General features: G+C 71.3%; 11 protein-coding genes. 6 read left to right on the top strand and 5 right to left on the bottom strand.

Going from position 1 to position 14,447, the window contains the following annotated elements:
* Nucleotides 1–54: 54 nt before the first annotated feature.
* From ACIRR9_RS46970 to ACIRR9_RS46980, 3 genes are all read right to left on the bottom strand, one after another.
* Nucleotides 55–918, bottom strand: coding sequence for an SDR family oxidoreductase (locus ACIRR9_RS46970; RefSeq protein ID WP_403765364.1), 864 nt, complete (start codon nt 916–918; stop codon nt 55–57).
* A 100-nt stretch (nt 919–1,018) separates the two neighbouring features.
* Entirely contained in the window at nt 1,019–1,843 is an 825-nt protein-coding gene (locus ACIRR9_RS46975) for an alpha/beta fold hydrolase (protein ID WP_403765366.1), read from the bottom strand.
* Nucleotides 1,844–1,900: 57 nt separating this feature from the next.
* Nucleotides 1,901–2,335 carry a VOC family protein gene (locus ACIRR9_RS46980; RefSeq protein WP_403765368.1) on the bottom strand — a complete coding sequence of 145 codons (435 nt, stop codon included), beginning with the start codon at nt 2,333–2,335 and terminating at the stop codon, nt 1,901–1,903.
* 320 nt (nt 2,336–2,655) lie between these two features.
* Here ACIRR9_RS46980 and ACIRR9_RS46985 point away from each other — a divergent pair, with 320 nt between their 5' ends.
* From ACIRR9_RS46985 to ACIRR9_RS47005, 5 genes are all read left to right on the top strand, one after another.
* Nucleotides 2,656–4,845, top strand: coding sequence for a BTAD domain-containing putative transcriptional regulator (locus ACIRR9_RS46985; RefSeq protein WP_403765370.1), 2,190 nt, complete (start codon nt 2,656–2,658; stop codon nt 4,843–4,845).
* A gap of 215 nt (nt 4,846–5,060) precedes the next feature.
* Nucleotides 5,061–5,642: a hypothetical protein gene (locus ACIRR9_RS46990; RefSeq protein WP_398996916.1), complete on the top strand. Its 582-nt coding sequence runs from the start codon at nt 5,061–5,063 to the stop codon at nt 5,640–5,642.
* A gap of 71 nt (nt 5,643–5,713) precedes the next feature.
* Entirely contained in the window at nt 5,714–6,343 is a 630-nt protein-coding gene (locus ACIRR9_RS46995) for a LuxR C-terminal-related transcriptional regulator (protein WP_403765372.1), read from the top strand.
* 43 nt (nt 6,344–6,386) lie between these two features.
* The gene (locus ACIRR9_RS47000) at nt 6,387–7,022 is read left to right on the top strand and encodes a DUF4255 domain-containing protein (protein ID WP_403765374.1); all 636 of its coding nucleotides are present in this window, start codon (nt 6,387–6,389) and stop codon (nt 7,020–7,022) included.
* Nucleotides 7,019–8,983: an ATP-binding protein gene (locus tag ACIRR9_RS47005; protein ID WP_403765376.1), complete on the top strand. Its 1,965-nt coding sequence runs from the start codon at nt 7,019–7,021 to the stop codon at nt 8,981–8,983. Before ACIRR9_RS47000 ends, ACIRR9_RS47005 begins: the two co-directional genes overlap by 4 nt.
* A 32-nt stretch (nt 8,984–9,015) precedes the next feature.
* Here ACIRR9_RS47005 and ACIRR9_RS47010 read toward each other — a convergent pair whose 3' ends face one another.
* Nucleotides 9,016–11,085 (bottom strand): DUF4157 domain-containing protein, encoded by a 2,070-nt coding sequence (locus ACIRR9_RS47010; RefSeq protein ID WP_403765378.1) that lies wholly within the window; start codon nt 11,083–11,085, stop codon nt 9,016–9,018.
* 31 nt (nt 11,086–11,116) lie between these two features.
* Nucleotides 11,117–12,607, bottom strand: a complete 1,491-nt coding sequence (locus ACIRR9_RS47015) for an RICIN domain-containing protein (RefSeq protein ID WP_403765380.1) — start codon at nt 12,605–12,607, stop codon at nt 11,117–11,119.
* Between the two features lie 273 nt (nt 12,608–12,880).
* On the opposite strand from ACIRR9_RS47015, the gene ACIRR9_RS47020 reads away from it, so the two are divergent.
* Entirely contained in the window at nt 12,881–14,434 is a 1,554-nt protein-coding gene (locus ACIRR9_RS47020) for a phage tail sheath family protein (RefSeq protein ID WP_403765382.1), read from the top strand.
* The last annotated feature ends 13 nt before the right edge of the window (nt 14,435–14,447 follow it).

Raw genomic sequence — 14,447 nt, forward strand, 5'->3', positions numbered from 1 at the left:
CCGGCGGGCGCGGGCAAGGGCTCATGCTGGTGAGGGACGGGGGAGGGGTGGCCCTCAGCGCGATACCGGTGTCTCCGGATCCATGTCGTACGACCGCTGGATGGCTGGATGCCGCGTCCCCAGGCCGTCCGTGACCTTGCGCACCCACGGAACCTCCTGGAGGCTCCTGGTCTCCTCGATCATCGACTTCGGTTCCAGGTTGCGGAAGCTGTCGACTTCTCCGGCGGCGACGGCCGTCAGCGTCGTGTAGACGGCCTCCGGATCGAACTGTGCCCGGGGAAAGGCGAGTTCGGAGTAGTCGAAGAGGCGCTCGGACGCGTCGTCCTGCCAGCTCTCCCAGGTCTGGAACATGCGGTCGTTGAAGCCGGTCAGGAACGGTCCCGGGTTGACCGTCGCGACTTCGACGCCGTACTCCTGCAGTTCGTAGGCCATGGTTTCGGCGATCGCCTCGACCGCGTGCTTGGACGCGGCGTAGATCCCGGTGAAGGGATTGACGTTCAGGCCCTCTCGCGAGGAAACCCAGACGATACGGCCGGCGCGCCGCTCGGCCATCTGCTTCGCGATCCCCTGGGTGAGCACGAGCGGTCCCGTGACGTTCACCTCGAACTGGTTCCGGATGTTCGACTCGGGGATGTCGACCGTCGAACCGCCCTCGCCGATACCGGCGTTGTTCACCAGGATCTCCACGCCCCAGCCGAGAGCCTTGCGACGGTCGCCCGCATCGGTCACGTCGAGCTTCTCCACCCGCAGCTTGACCCCCCGCTCGGCCGCACGCCACTTGAGGCTCTGCACCTGGGCCCAGATCTCGACGGCGGCGATGACGTCGAAACCCTTCTCCGCCAGGCGCATGGCGACCTCATGACCGAATCCGGTACCGGCTCCTGTGACCAGGACATTCCGGAGGTTCGAACTACTCATGGTGATGTGGCTCCATCCGTGTTCTTGGTCCAGGCAGCATCGACGTGTCTGCCGAATCGACTCCGCGAGCGGCGGAGAGGGTATGGAAATACGGGACGGATCAGGACTGGATGAACGCCAACAGATCCTTGTTGATGGTTTCCGCATGGGTCGTCGGCATGCCGTGCGGCAGACCCGCGTACGTCTTCAGTTCGCCGTTCTCGACGAGTCCCACCGCGCGCGGGCCCGACGTGGCGTAGGGGACGATCTGGTCGGCGTCACCGTTCATGATCAGCACCGGGACGGTGATCTTCTTCAGGTCCTCGGTGTAGTCCTCGTGGATGAACGCGTCGACGCATTCGTACTGGCCCTTGGCGCCGCCCATCATGCCCTGCCGCCACCAGTTGGCCACGACCGCTTCGGACGGCTCGACGCCCGGCTGGTCGAAGTTGTAGAACGGCCCCGACGGCACCGCCCGATAGAACTCGGAGCGGTTCGCGGCCAGTTGGGCCTGCAGTCCTTCGAAGGCGGCCCTCGGGACGCCGGCCGGGTTGTCGGCCGTCTGGATCACCGACGGGGTCACGGCGGCGATCAGCGCGACCTTGGCGACGCGGCTCTCGCCGTGCCGGCCGATGTAACGCGCCACCTCGCCGCCACCGGCCGAGTGCCCGACGTGGACCGCGTCGTGGAGATCCAGGTGCGCGGTGAGGGCCGCCAGGTCGTCGGCGTAGTGGTTCATGTCGTTGCCGGCGTCCGTCTGGGCGGATCGGCCGTGGCCGCGCCGGTCGTGGGCGATCACCCGGAACCCCTGGCGGAGGAAGAAGAGCAGCTGTGTGTCCCAGTCGTCGGACGAGAGCGGCCAGCCATGGCTGAAGACGATCGGCTGTCCGTCACCCCAGTCCTTGTAGAAGATCCGCACGCCGTCCGCTGTCGTGAATTCGGTCATCTCTGTATCTCGCCTTCAGGTGTGGTGGGTTCGGAATGTGGCGGCGGCGTGCGGCCCTCAGACATCGAGGGCCACGCATTCCAACTGGATGTTGTCCGGATCCCGGAAGACAATGGTCGAGAAGACGAACGGCTCCTTCTTGCTCTGGATGCCGGAGTGCGCGACGCCGAGAGTGTCCAGCCAGTCCGCCCACGCCTCCAGCCCCTCGCGTCCTTCCACGCGCAGCGCGATGTGGTCGAGTCCGGTACGGATCTCGTCGAACTCCTCACCCTGGTTCTTCTCGTTGTGGTGCAGGCCGATGGCCAGTCCGGTACGTGGCTCGATCACCAGCCGCGCAAACCCCGTCCACTCGCGGCCGTAGTGCGGCAGATCCCCGTCCACCAATTCGGCCTGGAATACGTTCTGATACCAGGCGATACTGGCCTGGAGATCTCGGACGGTAAAAGCGAAGTGGTGCAGCCCGTTGGTGGCCGGTGCGGTCGACTCTGTCATTGCTGGATCCATTCGCAGCTAGGTGAAATCCCACGGATACGATCCACGGCGGTCCGTGTTCGCGTTCTCCGGCCGAGAGTACGGAGAATCGATTGATGGAAAGTGGAAGCTTTGTGGATGCCGGGTCGGCGGAGAAAAGGTAAGTTCCTGAGCGGACGGTAGGTGCGACACGCGTCAACGATCCGTGGAGCGGAAGTAAACGTGCCGTAGACACCCGGCCGGTTGTCTTGGTCGCGCAGCGCCCGCACCGCTCCTGTCCGGTAGGTACGCCATCACACCCGTGAGTACCGGGCCTGCATCGATGATCGGGAGTTGCAGGCGTGGCGGTACCAACTCGTTCCATCCCGTCCGACGACGGCCGGCCGGCTGATGACGCTTCCCTGCGTCTGCAGATCCTCGGTCCGCCGAGGATCTGGCACGACGGTGTCGAGCTGGACCCCGGCCCGCGGCAACAGACCCGCTTGCTCGCTCTTCTTCTCGCGCGTGCGGGCAAGCCGATCAGTGCCCCCGAACTCATCGACCTGATCTGGGACGACGACGTACCGGCCAGCGCCTTGAACGTTCTCCACAAATACGTTGGAGTCCTGCGACGCCTGCTGGAACCCGAACTCCCCGTCCGCGGCATCGGTTCGTACATCCTGCGCCGCGGCAACGGCTACCTGTTCACCGTCGCCCCCGGCATGCTCGACCTGGCAGCCTTCCGCGAGCACGTGGCGAGGGCCGAAGAGGCCCGCGCACAGCGGCGTCACGAAGCCGCCCTCGACCACTACGTGCAAGGGCTGGGGCTCTGGCACGGTCCGGCAGGCGACGGCCTGGCCCACGGGCGCACCATGACATCCGTCTTCGCCGTCCTCGACGCCGAGTTGTACGAGGCGTGTGTGGCGGCGGCCGACCTCGCGGTGTCGTTGCCCCGGCCCGAGCGGGTGCTTCCCGCGTTGCATCTGGCCGCGTCGATGGCTCCCCTGCACGAACCCGTCCAGGCCGGTCTCGTCCGCGCTCTCGCCGCCGCCGGTCGGCAGGCGGAGGCGCTGTCCGTGTTCGGCGCGGTCCGTGCCCGCCTCGTCGAAGACCTCGGTGTCGACCCCGGTCCGACGTTGCTGGAGGCTCACCGGCACGTGCTGACGCGGACCCCGCCACCGGCGACCGCGACGGACACGGACAGCGACGACGGCGGCCCGCGGGCGAGTACGGCCGGCGGTCTGGTCGGCCGGACCAAGGAGCTCGCGGCGCTGCGGCGAACCGTGGAACCGGCGTTCACCGGTGGCACGGCTGTCGGCATCGTCCAGGGCGAGCCGGGCGTGGGCAAGACCCACCTGCTGGAGGAGGCCGCCGCCGAGGCCGGCCGACGCGGGGCACTCGTCGTCCGGGGCCGCTGCCTGAACGGCGACGGGACACCCCCGATGTGGCCGTGGGCGAAGGCGATCGGCGCGGTCGTCGACGGACTGCCGTCCGTCGCCCGGGAGAAGTGGCTCCAGGACGAGCTCGGCCGGCTCGTCGAGCCGCACTGTGACGACCTCGCCGCATCGGCGTCACCCGACAACGGCTTCCGCTTCCGCCTGTTCGAGCGCGTCGTCGCCGTCATGGGCGAGGCCGCGGCCGAGCGGCCGGTGATCCTGGTGATCGACGACCTCCAGTGGGCGGACGGTGCCTCACTGGATTTGTTCGGGCATGTGGCCGCCCGGCTGCCGGGCGGCACCGTGCTCCTCGGCGCGCTGCGCGACCGGGCACCGGTACCCGGCCCACGGCTGTGCCGGACACTCGCCGCGGTCAGCCGGACGTCCGGCCACCGCCGCTTCCGGCTCGGCCCGATCACCCCGGACGCCGTGGCCGAACTGGTTCGCCACGAGACGGGCCGGGCCACCGGCCCCGACGCCGCCCGCACGCTCCACGCACGCACCGCCGGCAACCCGTTCCTCGTACGGGAACTGACCCGGCTGCTCGCCGACGGCGGTGTGCTCACGGACGCCGCCGCGGCCCGGGCCGGGGTGCCGACCACCGTGCGGGATGTCGTACTGGACCGGATGGCCGGCCTCGACAGCGACACCAGGGACTTGGTCCAGGCCGCCGCGCTGATCGGCCCGGACGTCGAACTCGGCCTGCTCGTCCGGGTGGCAGGGGGCGACGTCGAGAGCTGTCTTGAACGCCTGGAGCCGTTGACCGCCCTCGGCATCCTGGAGTCAGGGCCGGACGACCCGTTCTCGTTCCGGTTCGCGCACGACCTGGTCCGTGAGACGGTCTACGCCACCATGCCGCCGTCGCGGGCGAGCCGACTGCACCTGTGCGTCTCGAACGCCCTGGACGACACCGACCCCGAGCGGGAGTCCGCCGCCGGGCGTCCCGCCCACCACCTGGCGGCCACGGGCCCGCCCGCCGACCCGGCACGCATCGAGACGGCGCTGCCCCACGCGGGCCGGTGCGCGGCGGGCAGATCCGCGATCGAGGCCGCCGAGCGCCAACTGCGGTCGGCCGCACGGGAGGTGACGGGGCGGGCCCCACCGGACTGGGACTGACGGCCCGGTCCACAAGGTGTCCACTCGCCGGTTCACCGGTCCCTCACTCGTCATCAAGCGGGGCTCCCTAACTTGGCACACGCCGTGGCCGCTCGGCATGGGACCCCCTATGTGCCTCCCGCTCGCGTTCGGCGTCTCGATGTGCCGGACCACCACAGTGCGGCCTCCCGGGCGTTCTCGCCCTTCATCACGTGAACAACAACAAGGGATAAGTAATGACGCGTTCCTACGCATCTTTCGGCATGGTCGCTGCGCTCAGCGGCGTCCTGCTGCTCTCCGGATGCGGCGGCTCCGGCAGTCCGGCGGCGGTTTCGGCAGCCTCCGTGCCGCCCGCCGCCGCATCCAGCGGCGGCGCGAGCGGGGCGCCTGCCGCGCAGGCCTCACAGTCCGCCCAGCCCTCACAGTCGACGAATCCCTCGGGCGGCTACTGGCCCGCCACCGTCCAGCTCGGCCACAACGACAAGCTCGGTGCGACCGTGGTGGACGGCGAGGGCTTCACGCTCTACCGGTTCGACCCGGACTCCCCCGACCCGTCCAAGGCGACCTGTGTGGGCACCTGCGCGGTGACCTGGCCGCCGGTCCTCGCCAACGACAAGATCGTCTTCCAGGGGCTGGACCGGGACAAGATCTCCACGGTCCAGCGGCCCGACGGCACCAACCAGGTGACCATCGGCGGCTGGCCCGTCTACCGGTTCTCCAAGGACACCGCGGCCGGCGAGACCAGCGGCGAGGGCGTCGGCGGCACCTGGTTCGCCGTAGCGCCCGACGGCCAGAAGGCCAAGGACAGCGACTACTGACGAGCCCGGCCGGGCCCGGGACCCAGGCGTACGCCCGCGTCCCGGGCCCGCACCCCATGGGGGAGACATCCATGACGACGAAGCTGATCACCGTGACCGTGCATGCCGACGACCCGCTGTCGCGTGCCGGCGTCACCAGTTGCCTGCGGGGCCACCCGGACATCGAGGTCCTGGAACGGTCCGTGCGGGCCGTCGGCCGCCGCTCCGTGGCGGTCGTGCTCGCCGACCGGGTCGACGCGGCGGCCACCGCGGCGCTGCGCCGACTGATCCGCGGCGAGTCCCGCCAGGTCGTCCTGGTCGTCGACGGGCTGCGCGAGCGGGAGTTGCTGACCGCGGTCGCCTGTGGAGTGCACACCTTCGTGTGGCGGCACCAGGCCACCGCCGAACGGCTGGAGCAGGCCGTACGGTCCGCCGCGCGCGGCGACAGCGAGGTCCCGCCCGACCTGCTCAACCGGCTGCTCGTCCAGCTCGGGCGGCACGGCTCGGGCAGCTCCGTGGTGACCTCGGTCACCGGGCTCGCCGACCGGGAGGTGGAGGTACTGCGGTTCGTGGCCGAAGGGCTGGAGAACCGGCAGATCGCGGGCAAGCTCGCCTACTCGGAGCGGACCGTGAAGAACATCCTGCACGGCCTGATGACCCGGATGCAGTTGCGCAACCGGGCCCACGCGGTGGCTTTCGCGCTGCGGGAGGGATACCTGTGAGGCCGCTCGGGCGCTCGCGGTACGACGAACCGGAGAACCATCGGTGATCCACGAGATCGACGAGGCCCTGCGGCGGCTGCTGCGCGCCCGGGCGCTGCCCGGAGGCGTGGCGGAGGTCGTCTTCGACGCGCCCACCCGCGACTGGGCGGCCCGCCGCAACGCGCCCACCGTGGACGCGTATCTGTACGACATCCGTGAGGAGGTGGCCCGCCGGGAGCGTGGCGCGATGGCGCTGCGCGACGCGGCCGGAACGGTGACGGAGCGCCGCCAGCCGCCGCGCTGGTTCCGGCTGTCGTACCTGGTCACGGCCTGGACCAAGCGCGTGGAGGACGAACACCGGCTGCTGTCCGCCGTTCTCGCCGGACTGCTGCCGTACGAGGTGCTGCCCGCCGAGCACCTGGAGGGCGGCACCCTGCTCGGCCTGGGCGCGGCGATTCCGCTCACGGTCGGGGTGCCGCCGGCCGAGTCCCGCTCCATCGCCGACATCTGGTCGGCGCTCGGCGGCGAACTCAAGCCCTCGCTGGACGTCGTGGTGATCGCGCCGGTGCCGGTCTCGCCGGACTACAAGGTGGCACCACCGGTCCTGGAACCGGCCGTCGCCCAGGTGCACGACATCGCCGACGGCCGCCTGCCCGGCGGCGGTTCGATCGTACTGGCACGGCGACGGGAGCCGCGGTGAGCGACGCCCTGCTGAAGCGGCTCGGGCTGCTGAGGGAACGGGTGAGCGCCCTGGCCGAGGCCCGGAGCGCCCAGGACACGTCGGCGGACGATCCGCTGCGCGGGCTGTACGTGTCGCCCGAGCGGGTGGAGCACCTGTTGCAGGGCCACGAGCGGGCACCCGTACGGCTCGACGACGCGTACGGGGGAGCCGAAGCGGACGATGCCCTGGGGGAGTTGGCCACCCGGTTCGGGCTCACGTCCCTGGACACGCACATCATCCTCGCCGCCCTGGCACCCGACGTGGACCGGGACTTCGAGCCGTTGTACGGCTACCTCAACGACGACGTCGGACGCCGGCGGGCCAGCGTGGCGCTCGCGCTCGAACTGGCCGGTCTCGCACCGCACGATGGGGCGGCGCGGGCCCGCTTCCATCCCGGGGCACCGCTGTCGGCCTCCGGCCTGCTGATCCTGGAGGACGCCGAACGGCCGTTGCCAGGGCGAGGGTTGAGGGTACCGGAACGGGTGATCGCGCATCTGCTGGGGGACACCTGCCTCGACGGTGAACTACTGGGCGTGGTCGAGATGTTGATGAGGGAGACCGCTGCGGGCCCCTTCGCGTCCCGGCTCGGGGCGCTCCTCGCCGCCCGGCCCGCCATCGTCTACCTCAAGGGGCGCGGGGCGGAGTCCGGGACGGCGGCGGAGGCGCTCGGGGCGGCGGGCCTTCCGGCGCTGCGGTACGACCCGGCCTACGGGGACGAGCACTTGGTGCGCGTCCTGCTGCGGGAGGCGCGGCTGCGCGGGGCGGGTGTCGTGGTCGGGCCGTTGCCGGAGAAGACGGAGAAGGCAGGCGCACTGGTACGGGCACTGGAGTCGTCCGCAGCCGTACCCGTGGTGATGTTCGGCAGCGCGCCCTTCGACCCCCGCTGGTCCGCCGACGGTGACGTGCTCTGCCTCGACGCACCGCCCGGCGCCGTCGACACCGGACCGCTCTGGGCGGCCCAACTGGGCGCAGACGCCGAGGGGTTCGATCTTCCCGCAGCCGTGGCGCCGTACCGTCTCGCCCCTGAACAGATCCGCCGCGCGGCCCGGTCCGCGCGGACGCTCGCCGTACTGGAGGGCGGGCCGCTGACCGCCGCCCATGTTCAGCGGGGCGCCCGGCAGCAGTCGGCACCCGCGCTGGACCGGCACGCGCGGCGGGTGACACCCGCGGTCGGCTGGGCGGACCTGGTGCTGCCGGCCGAACCGCGTGAACGACTGGAGGAGTTGGTCATCCGTGCCCGGCAGCGCGAGCGCGTGCTGGGCCAGTGGGGGCTGCGGGCCGGTGGCGGACGCGGTCATGGAGTGGTCGCCCTGTTCGCCGGCGAGTCCGGGACCGGGAAGACACTCGCGGCCGAGGTCCTCGCCGGGGAACTGGGCGTGGACCTGTACGTGGTGGAGTTGTCCGCCGTCGTCGACAAGTACGTCGGCGAGACCGAGAAGAACCTCGAACGGATCTTCGCCGACGCGGACCGCACCGACGCCGTGCTCCTCTTCGACGAGGCCGACGCGGTGTTCGGCAAGCGCTCCGAGGTGAAGGAGGCGAGCGACCGCTACGCCAACCTGGAGAGCGCCTACCTGTTGCAGCGCCTGGAGTCCTTCGACGGAATCGCGGTCCTCACCACCAACCTCCGCGCCAACATCGACGACGCCTTCACCCGTCGTCTCGACCTGGTGGTCGACTTCCCCTTCCCCGATGCCGACCAGCGCCTCGCCCTGTGGTGGCAGAGCCTTGCCCGGGTGCCCTGCGCCGACGGTATCGACCCCGGCCCGTGCGCGAGGGACTTCGCGCTGGCCGGCGGCTCGATCCGGGGCGCGGTGATCACCGCCGCGTACGCCGCGGCCGGCCGGGGCTCTCGCGTCACGACCGACGACCTGCTGACCGGCGCGGTCCGGGAGTACCGGAAGGCCGGACGGCTGGTCGTCGGTCGCGACAACTCGTAGAGTCCGCGATCCGGTTCGGGCTCAGGAAGGTCCTACGCGGTGGAGGCGAACTTGGCGGCGATGAGCTTCTTGCCGCGTTCCGGGTCACCGTTCATCTCGTCCCAGTTCAGACCGAGAGCGACGAGGGTCTGACGTGCCTCCCCGGCGCGTTCGGCCTGCGTCTCGTCACGCGCCATCTCATAGAGCGCGGCGGCGTACTGGTTCCGCTCGTTGGGGCCGGACTTCTTCCAGAAGGCCAGCGTGTCGCGGAGCCGTGCACCGAGGGTGGGGGCAGGGCCCTGAGTGCCGCCTTGGGCCGCGCTCTGCTCCCAGCGGTGCTGGAAGAACCTCCATGTCTTCCAGCCGGCGACGCCGAGGGCCACCGTGGCGGCGGCGCCCGCGAGGGCCCAGCCGACGGGGGTCGCGACCAGCACACCGGCTCCGGCGGCGACACCGGCGGCGAGGGCGGCCCCGGCGACCAGCGCGGCCACGGAACCGCCGACACCCAGCAGAGCGGCGACGGCGCCGATGGCCTTCACGGTCACACCGCGGCTGTTCTTCCCGGCGGCGTATTCCTGTATCTGACGCAGGGACACGTCAGCGGGTGCGCCCTCGTTGTAGCGCTGGACCTTCTCCGTCTGCGTCCTCAGGGCGCTTTCCATCTTCTCCGAGACGTCCTGCCGCTCCTGCTGCCGGATCTTCGCGGCTTGCAACTCTGCCTCGCTCCGCAGCAGTTCTTCCTCGATCTCCTTGATCCTGGGTTCCAACTGCAGCATCTGCATGAGCCGGGAGTGGTCGACGTCCTCCCCGTTCAACCTGCCCTGTGCCTGCTTGCGCAGTTCACTCTGGAAGTCGCGATTCCATTGCTCTACATCGGCCCGGCCGTCCTGCACGGCCCGCTCCAGCTCCGCCACCTCCTGGTTCGCGGCTTCCAGAGCCTGCCTGGGCGCGTTCTCGTCGGCCATGAGCGTCCTCAACGCGTTCAGCCGCTTCCGGGCCTTGTCCGCCTTCCTGATGAAGCGGACGCTCTGGACCAGGCCGGCGAGCAACCCGGCTCCGGAAGAGGCGGCGCCCACACCACCCGTGGCCTCCTGGGCCACCCCCTTGAGGTTCATCACGGCAGCCGCCAGACCGGTGGAGGTACTGACGAAGCCCAACCCCTGCTCGGCCGTACCCGCCCCGCCGGCCTTCAGCTCGCGGTCGTGCACGTGGTACGCGGCGGTACCCGGGGTGGCGTTGCGCACGCCCTTGCGCGCCCGGGCGAAGTTGGTGGCCTGGGCCAGCACCCCCGCGGACGAAGTGACCACACCGAACGCGGAACCGACGACGCCGCCGTACTGCGCGGCACTCGTGGCGGCATTCGGATCCTTGTAGCCGTCGGCGACCGACGCCCCGGTGAACTGGTTGTTCGCGTCTCCCGCGGGCGCGAGATCCGCGACCTTCTCGGCCACCTCGCCGAGCGACACCCGCTGGACGGCTGCCGCTTCACCCCCGCCGGTTCGCCCCGCACCCTGCCGTCGCGGTACGGCGTCCTCGGGAACGGGACCGGCCATGGCACGGGTCGCGCCCGCCTCCGCGGCCCGTTCGAACCGGTCGGACGGGTCGGACACCCGCAGCCCGGTGCCGTCGTCCGTGCCCGCGACGGGGCCGGAGCGCTGCTGGATCACATGGGTCAGCTCATGGGCGAGGGTGTGCCGGTCGGTGCCGCCCGCGCCGAGGACGACATGGCTGCCGGAGGTGTAGGCGCGGGCACCGATCTCCGCCGCGGAACGCCGGGCGGTGGGGCCGGTGTGCAGCCGTACATCGGAGAAGTCGGCGCCGAGGCGGGCCTCCATCTCGGTGCGGACCGGGTCGTCCAGGGGGCGGCCGGGAGCACGGAGCACTTCGGGGACGGAGGAACGCTGGACGGGGGAGGCGTGACCGCACCCGGCCCCGTGCACATGCCGGGCCTCCTCGACCGCGCGAAGGACGGCCGCGTTCCCGGCGGCCCGTTGCAGCTCCGCCACGTGCGCGGGGGAGAGCACACCCGGTGAACCGCCTTGTTCCGTACGGGAATCGGGAACCCGGGACGGCGGCCGGGACTCGGCCTTCTCGGGCCGGTGGGGCTGGACGCGGGGGCGCACGGCGACCCGCCTTTCTGTCGGGCGGCGGTTCTCAGGAGTCCCCGAGCCGCCACTGCTGGAGGGAGGCGAAGCGGTCGTCGCAGGCCAGGGCCTGGACCTGGGTGTTGTCGCCGGTGTTGGTCAGGCACTCGCCGGTCTGCGCGTTGACGATCGTCACCACGCCGTCCGACACCGGCTGCAGACGCCAGCGCTGGAGCGCGGGCACCTGGCCCTGGCGTACGGCAGCGTCGCCGCCCTGGACGGTGCGGATCTGTACCTGCGCCCGACCGTCGGCCTTGTCGAGCACACTGTCCGGCGAGTTGCCGGGGGTGAGGGCCACCGTGCCGTCGGCGAACGGGAGTTGGGCCCAGAACTGGTTCAATCCCTGCTGCTTGTCCGTCCAGTCGGAGACCACGACCGGGGTGCCGTCGCCGGTGCCGCCGTCCTTGACGGTGAGGTCCTTGCCGTTCTGGACACTGCGGATGGTGACCACCTTGTTGCCGGCCTGGTCCGTGGCCTGCTGCCCGCCGCTCTGGTCCTGGCCGCCGCCCTGCTGTCCGCTGCTCTGCCCGTCCTGCTGCCGTTCCCCGGACTGCGAGGCGGACTGCGAGGCGGACGGCGAGGGCGAGGCAGCGGCGGCCGACGGGCTGGGCGCGGGTGGTGGCGCCTGGGTGGTGGGCGCGGCCGGCAGCGCGGCGGCCGCGGCGGTGGCCGGTGCGGCGGCCGACTGCTGCCGGACCACCGCGTTCGAGACGAGGGACGGCCGCGGAATGAACCAGAGCGCGGCGAACACCCCTGCCGCGGCCAGCAGCAGCCCTAGCAGCACGAGCAGCCACTTCGGGAACAGCGCCACCCGTATGAAGGTGCCGCGCAGTTGGGCGGGCGGGATCGCCCCGGAAGCGCCCGGGAACGCGGGGGGCCCGGCGGGGGCGTCCCCCTCCGCCGTGGGTGTCACGGTCAGCGCGAACGGATACCGCTCCGGCCGGCCGAACAGCTTCACCCCGCTCGGCCTGATACGGACCCGGGCCAGCCGGGTCCGCCCCTGCGCGACCCGCACCAACTCGGGGACGGGACGGAACGTCAGCACGTCCTCGTCGTCCTTCCCTGAAATGCCGGTCGACAGCGCCGAGTTGCCGAGGTTGTCGACGGCCACCCGGGGCCGCCCGGACAGCCGCCCGCGCACGGTGACGGGCAGCAGCTCGGCCCGCATCTCACCGAACGGCGAGACGGTGAGGACGCCTTCGGCCACGTTCGACAGCTCCGGGTTCTCGCGCGGGTGCACGAGGACCCCGAACCGGACCGTGCCGGCCGTCGTGCCCGCCGACCGCGGCGGGGTGAACACCACCTCCGCCGAGCCCTCGTCGCCGGGGTAGAGCCGCAGGGTGTCGGGGGCGACCCGGGTCCACTCGGCGGGGTCGCCGACGACGGAGAGCCGGTACTCCTCGACGGTGTCGCCGTCGTTGCGCAGCCGCAGGGTCGCGACCGCGCTCGATCCGGGGTCGACTGTGGCTGAGGCGGGTTCAAGCAAGGCGAAGGTGGTCACGCGGCCACCGTAGAAAGCGGCTTGTGCGCACGTCAGAAGCGGCCGGGCAGGGTTGGGTGGCCGTGTGACAGGCCGTACGGCCACCGGTCGGCCCGCCGGTCGCGGCCCGCGGGCGTCCTACGGGCCCGGTCCGGTCCGGTGTCCCCCGCGGCACTGGCCGTACGGCCATCGCGGTCGGCCCCAAGAGCCTGTCGGGTGGCCGTTTCCCGCCGGGCCCGCCCACGCCAGCCTGGACCTACGCAATCACGCACTGTCATGCAAGGAGAAGCCGCCATGCCCACCTATCTCTCCCCCGGCGTCTACGTCGAGGAGGTGGCCAGTGGATCCCGCCCCATCGAAGGCGCGGGCACCTCGGTGGCCGCCTTCGTGGGCCTGGCTCCGACCGGACCGCTGAACGAGCCGATGCTGGTGACCAACTGGTCCCAGTACACCGCGGCCTTCGGCGACTTCACCGAGGGCCTCCTGCTGGCCCACGCGGTCTACGGATACTTCAACAACGGCGGTACGGCCGCGTACGTCGTGCGGGTCGGCGGCGCGGGCCCGTCCGGGGCCGGCTCCGGCAGGCGCCGGGCGATCGAGGCGTCGGCCCGGGAGGCCGTCCTCGGCACCTTCCAGGTCTCGGCACTGGACGGAGCGAGCCTCGGGAACGCACCCGTGGTCGAGGTCTCCGACACCTCCGGCGAGGGACCCGACGACCGGTTCACGCTCACCGTCAAGGACGGCGACAAGGTGCTGGAGACCTTCGACGTCTCGGCGAAGAAGAGCAACCGCAACTACGTCGTCACCCAGGTCAAGCAGCGCTCCAAGCTGATCGCCGTCGAAGAGGCGGCGTCCGCAGGTCAGTTGGCGCGGCCCGCGAACGGGTCGGTACGACTGGCCGCCGTGGCCGCGCCCGTACCGGCCACGGCACCGGAAGCCCTCACCAGCGGCCAGTTCCTCGGCGACCCCGCCGACCGGACCGGTTTCGGCGGTCTCGAGGCGCTGGACGCGATCACCATGGTCGCCGTCCCCGACCTGATGGCCGCCTACGAGCGCGGAGCCATCGACCTGGACGCCGTCAAGGCGGTCCAGCTGGGGATGATCGCGCACTGCGAGCTGATGGGCGACCGGATGGCGATCCTGGACCCGCCCCCGGGTATGAACGCCCAGCAGATCCGCGACTGGCGCCAGGACACGGCCGGCTACGACTCCGCGCACGCCGCTCTCTACTACCCCTGGATCAAGGTCTTCGACCCGTCGGGCGGCCGGCAGCGCCTGGTCCCGCCGAGCGGCCACATGGCGGGCATCTGGTCCCGCAACGACTCCGAACGCGGGGTGCACAAGGCGCCCGCGAACGAGGTCGTACGCGGCGCGGTGGACCTGGAGCTGCAGATCACCCGCGGCGAGCAGGACCTGCTCAACCCGATCGGCGTCAACTGCATCCGAGCCTTCCCGGGCCGCGGCATCCGCGTGTGGGGCGCCCGTACGGTCGCCTCCGACCCGGCCTGGCGCTACCTGAACGTACGCCGCTACTTCAACTACCTGGAGGAGTCGATCCTCACGGGCACCCAGTGGGTGGTCTTCGAGCCCAACGACGAGGCGCTGTGGGCCCGTATCCGCCGCAACGTGTCGGCCTTCCTCGTGAACGAGTGGCGGGCCGGGGCACTGTTCGGCTCCCGACCCGAAGAGGCGTTCTACGTCAAGTGCGACGCGGAGACGAACCCGCCGGAGGCGGTGGACGCCGGGCGGGTGGTGTGCGAGGTCGGCATCGCGCCGGTCAAGCCCGCCGAGTTCGTGGTGTTCCGGCTTGCCCAGTTCTCGGACGGCACGGGCGAATCGTCCGAGTGACCCCGGGGACCGC

The sequence above is a fragment of the Streptomyces sp. NPDC101234 genome (assembly GCF_044767525.1).
In the GTDB taxonomy this organism is placed as follows: Bacteria; Actinomycetota; Actinomycetes; order Streptomycetales; family Streptomycetaceae; genus Streptomyces; species Streptomyces sasae.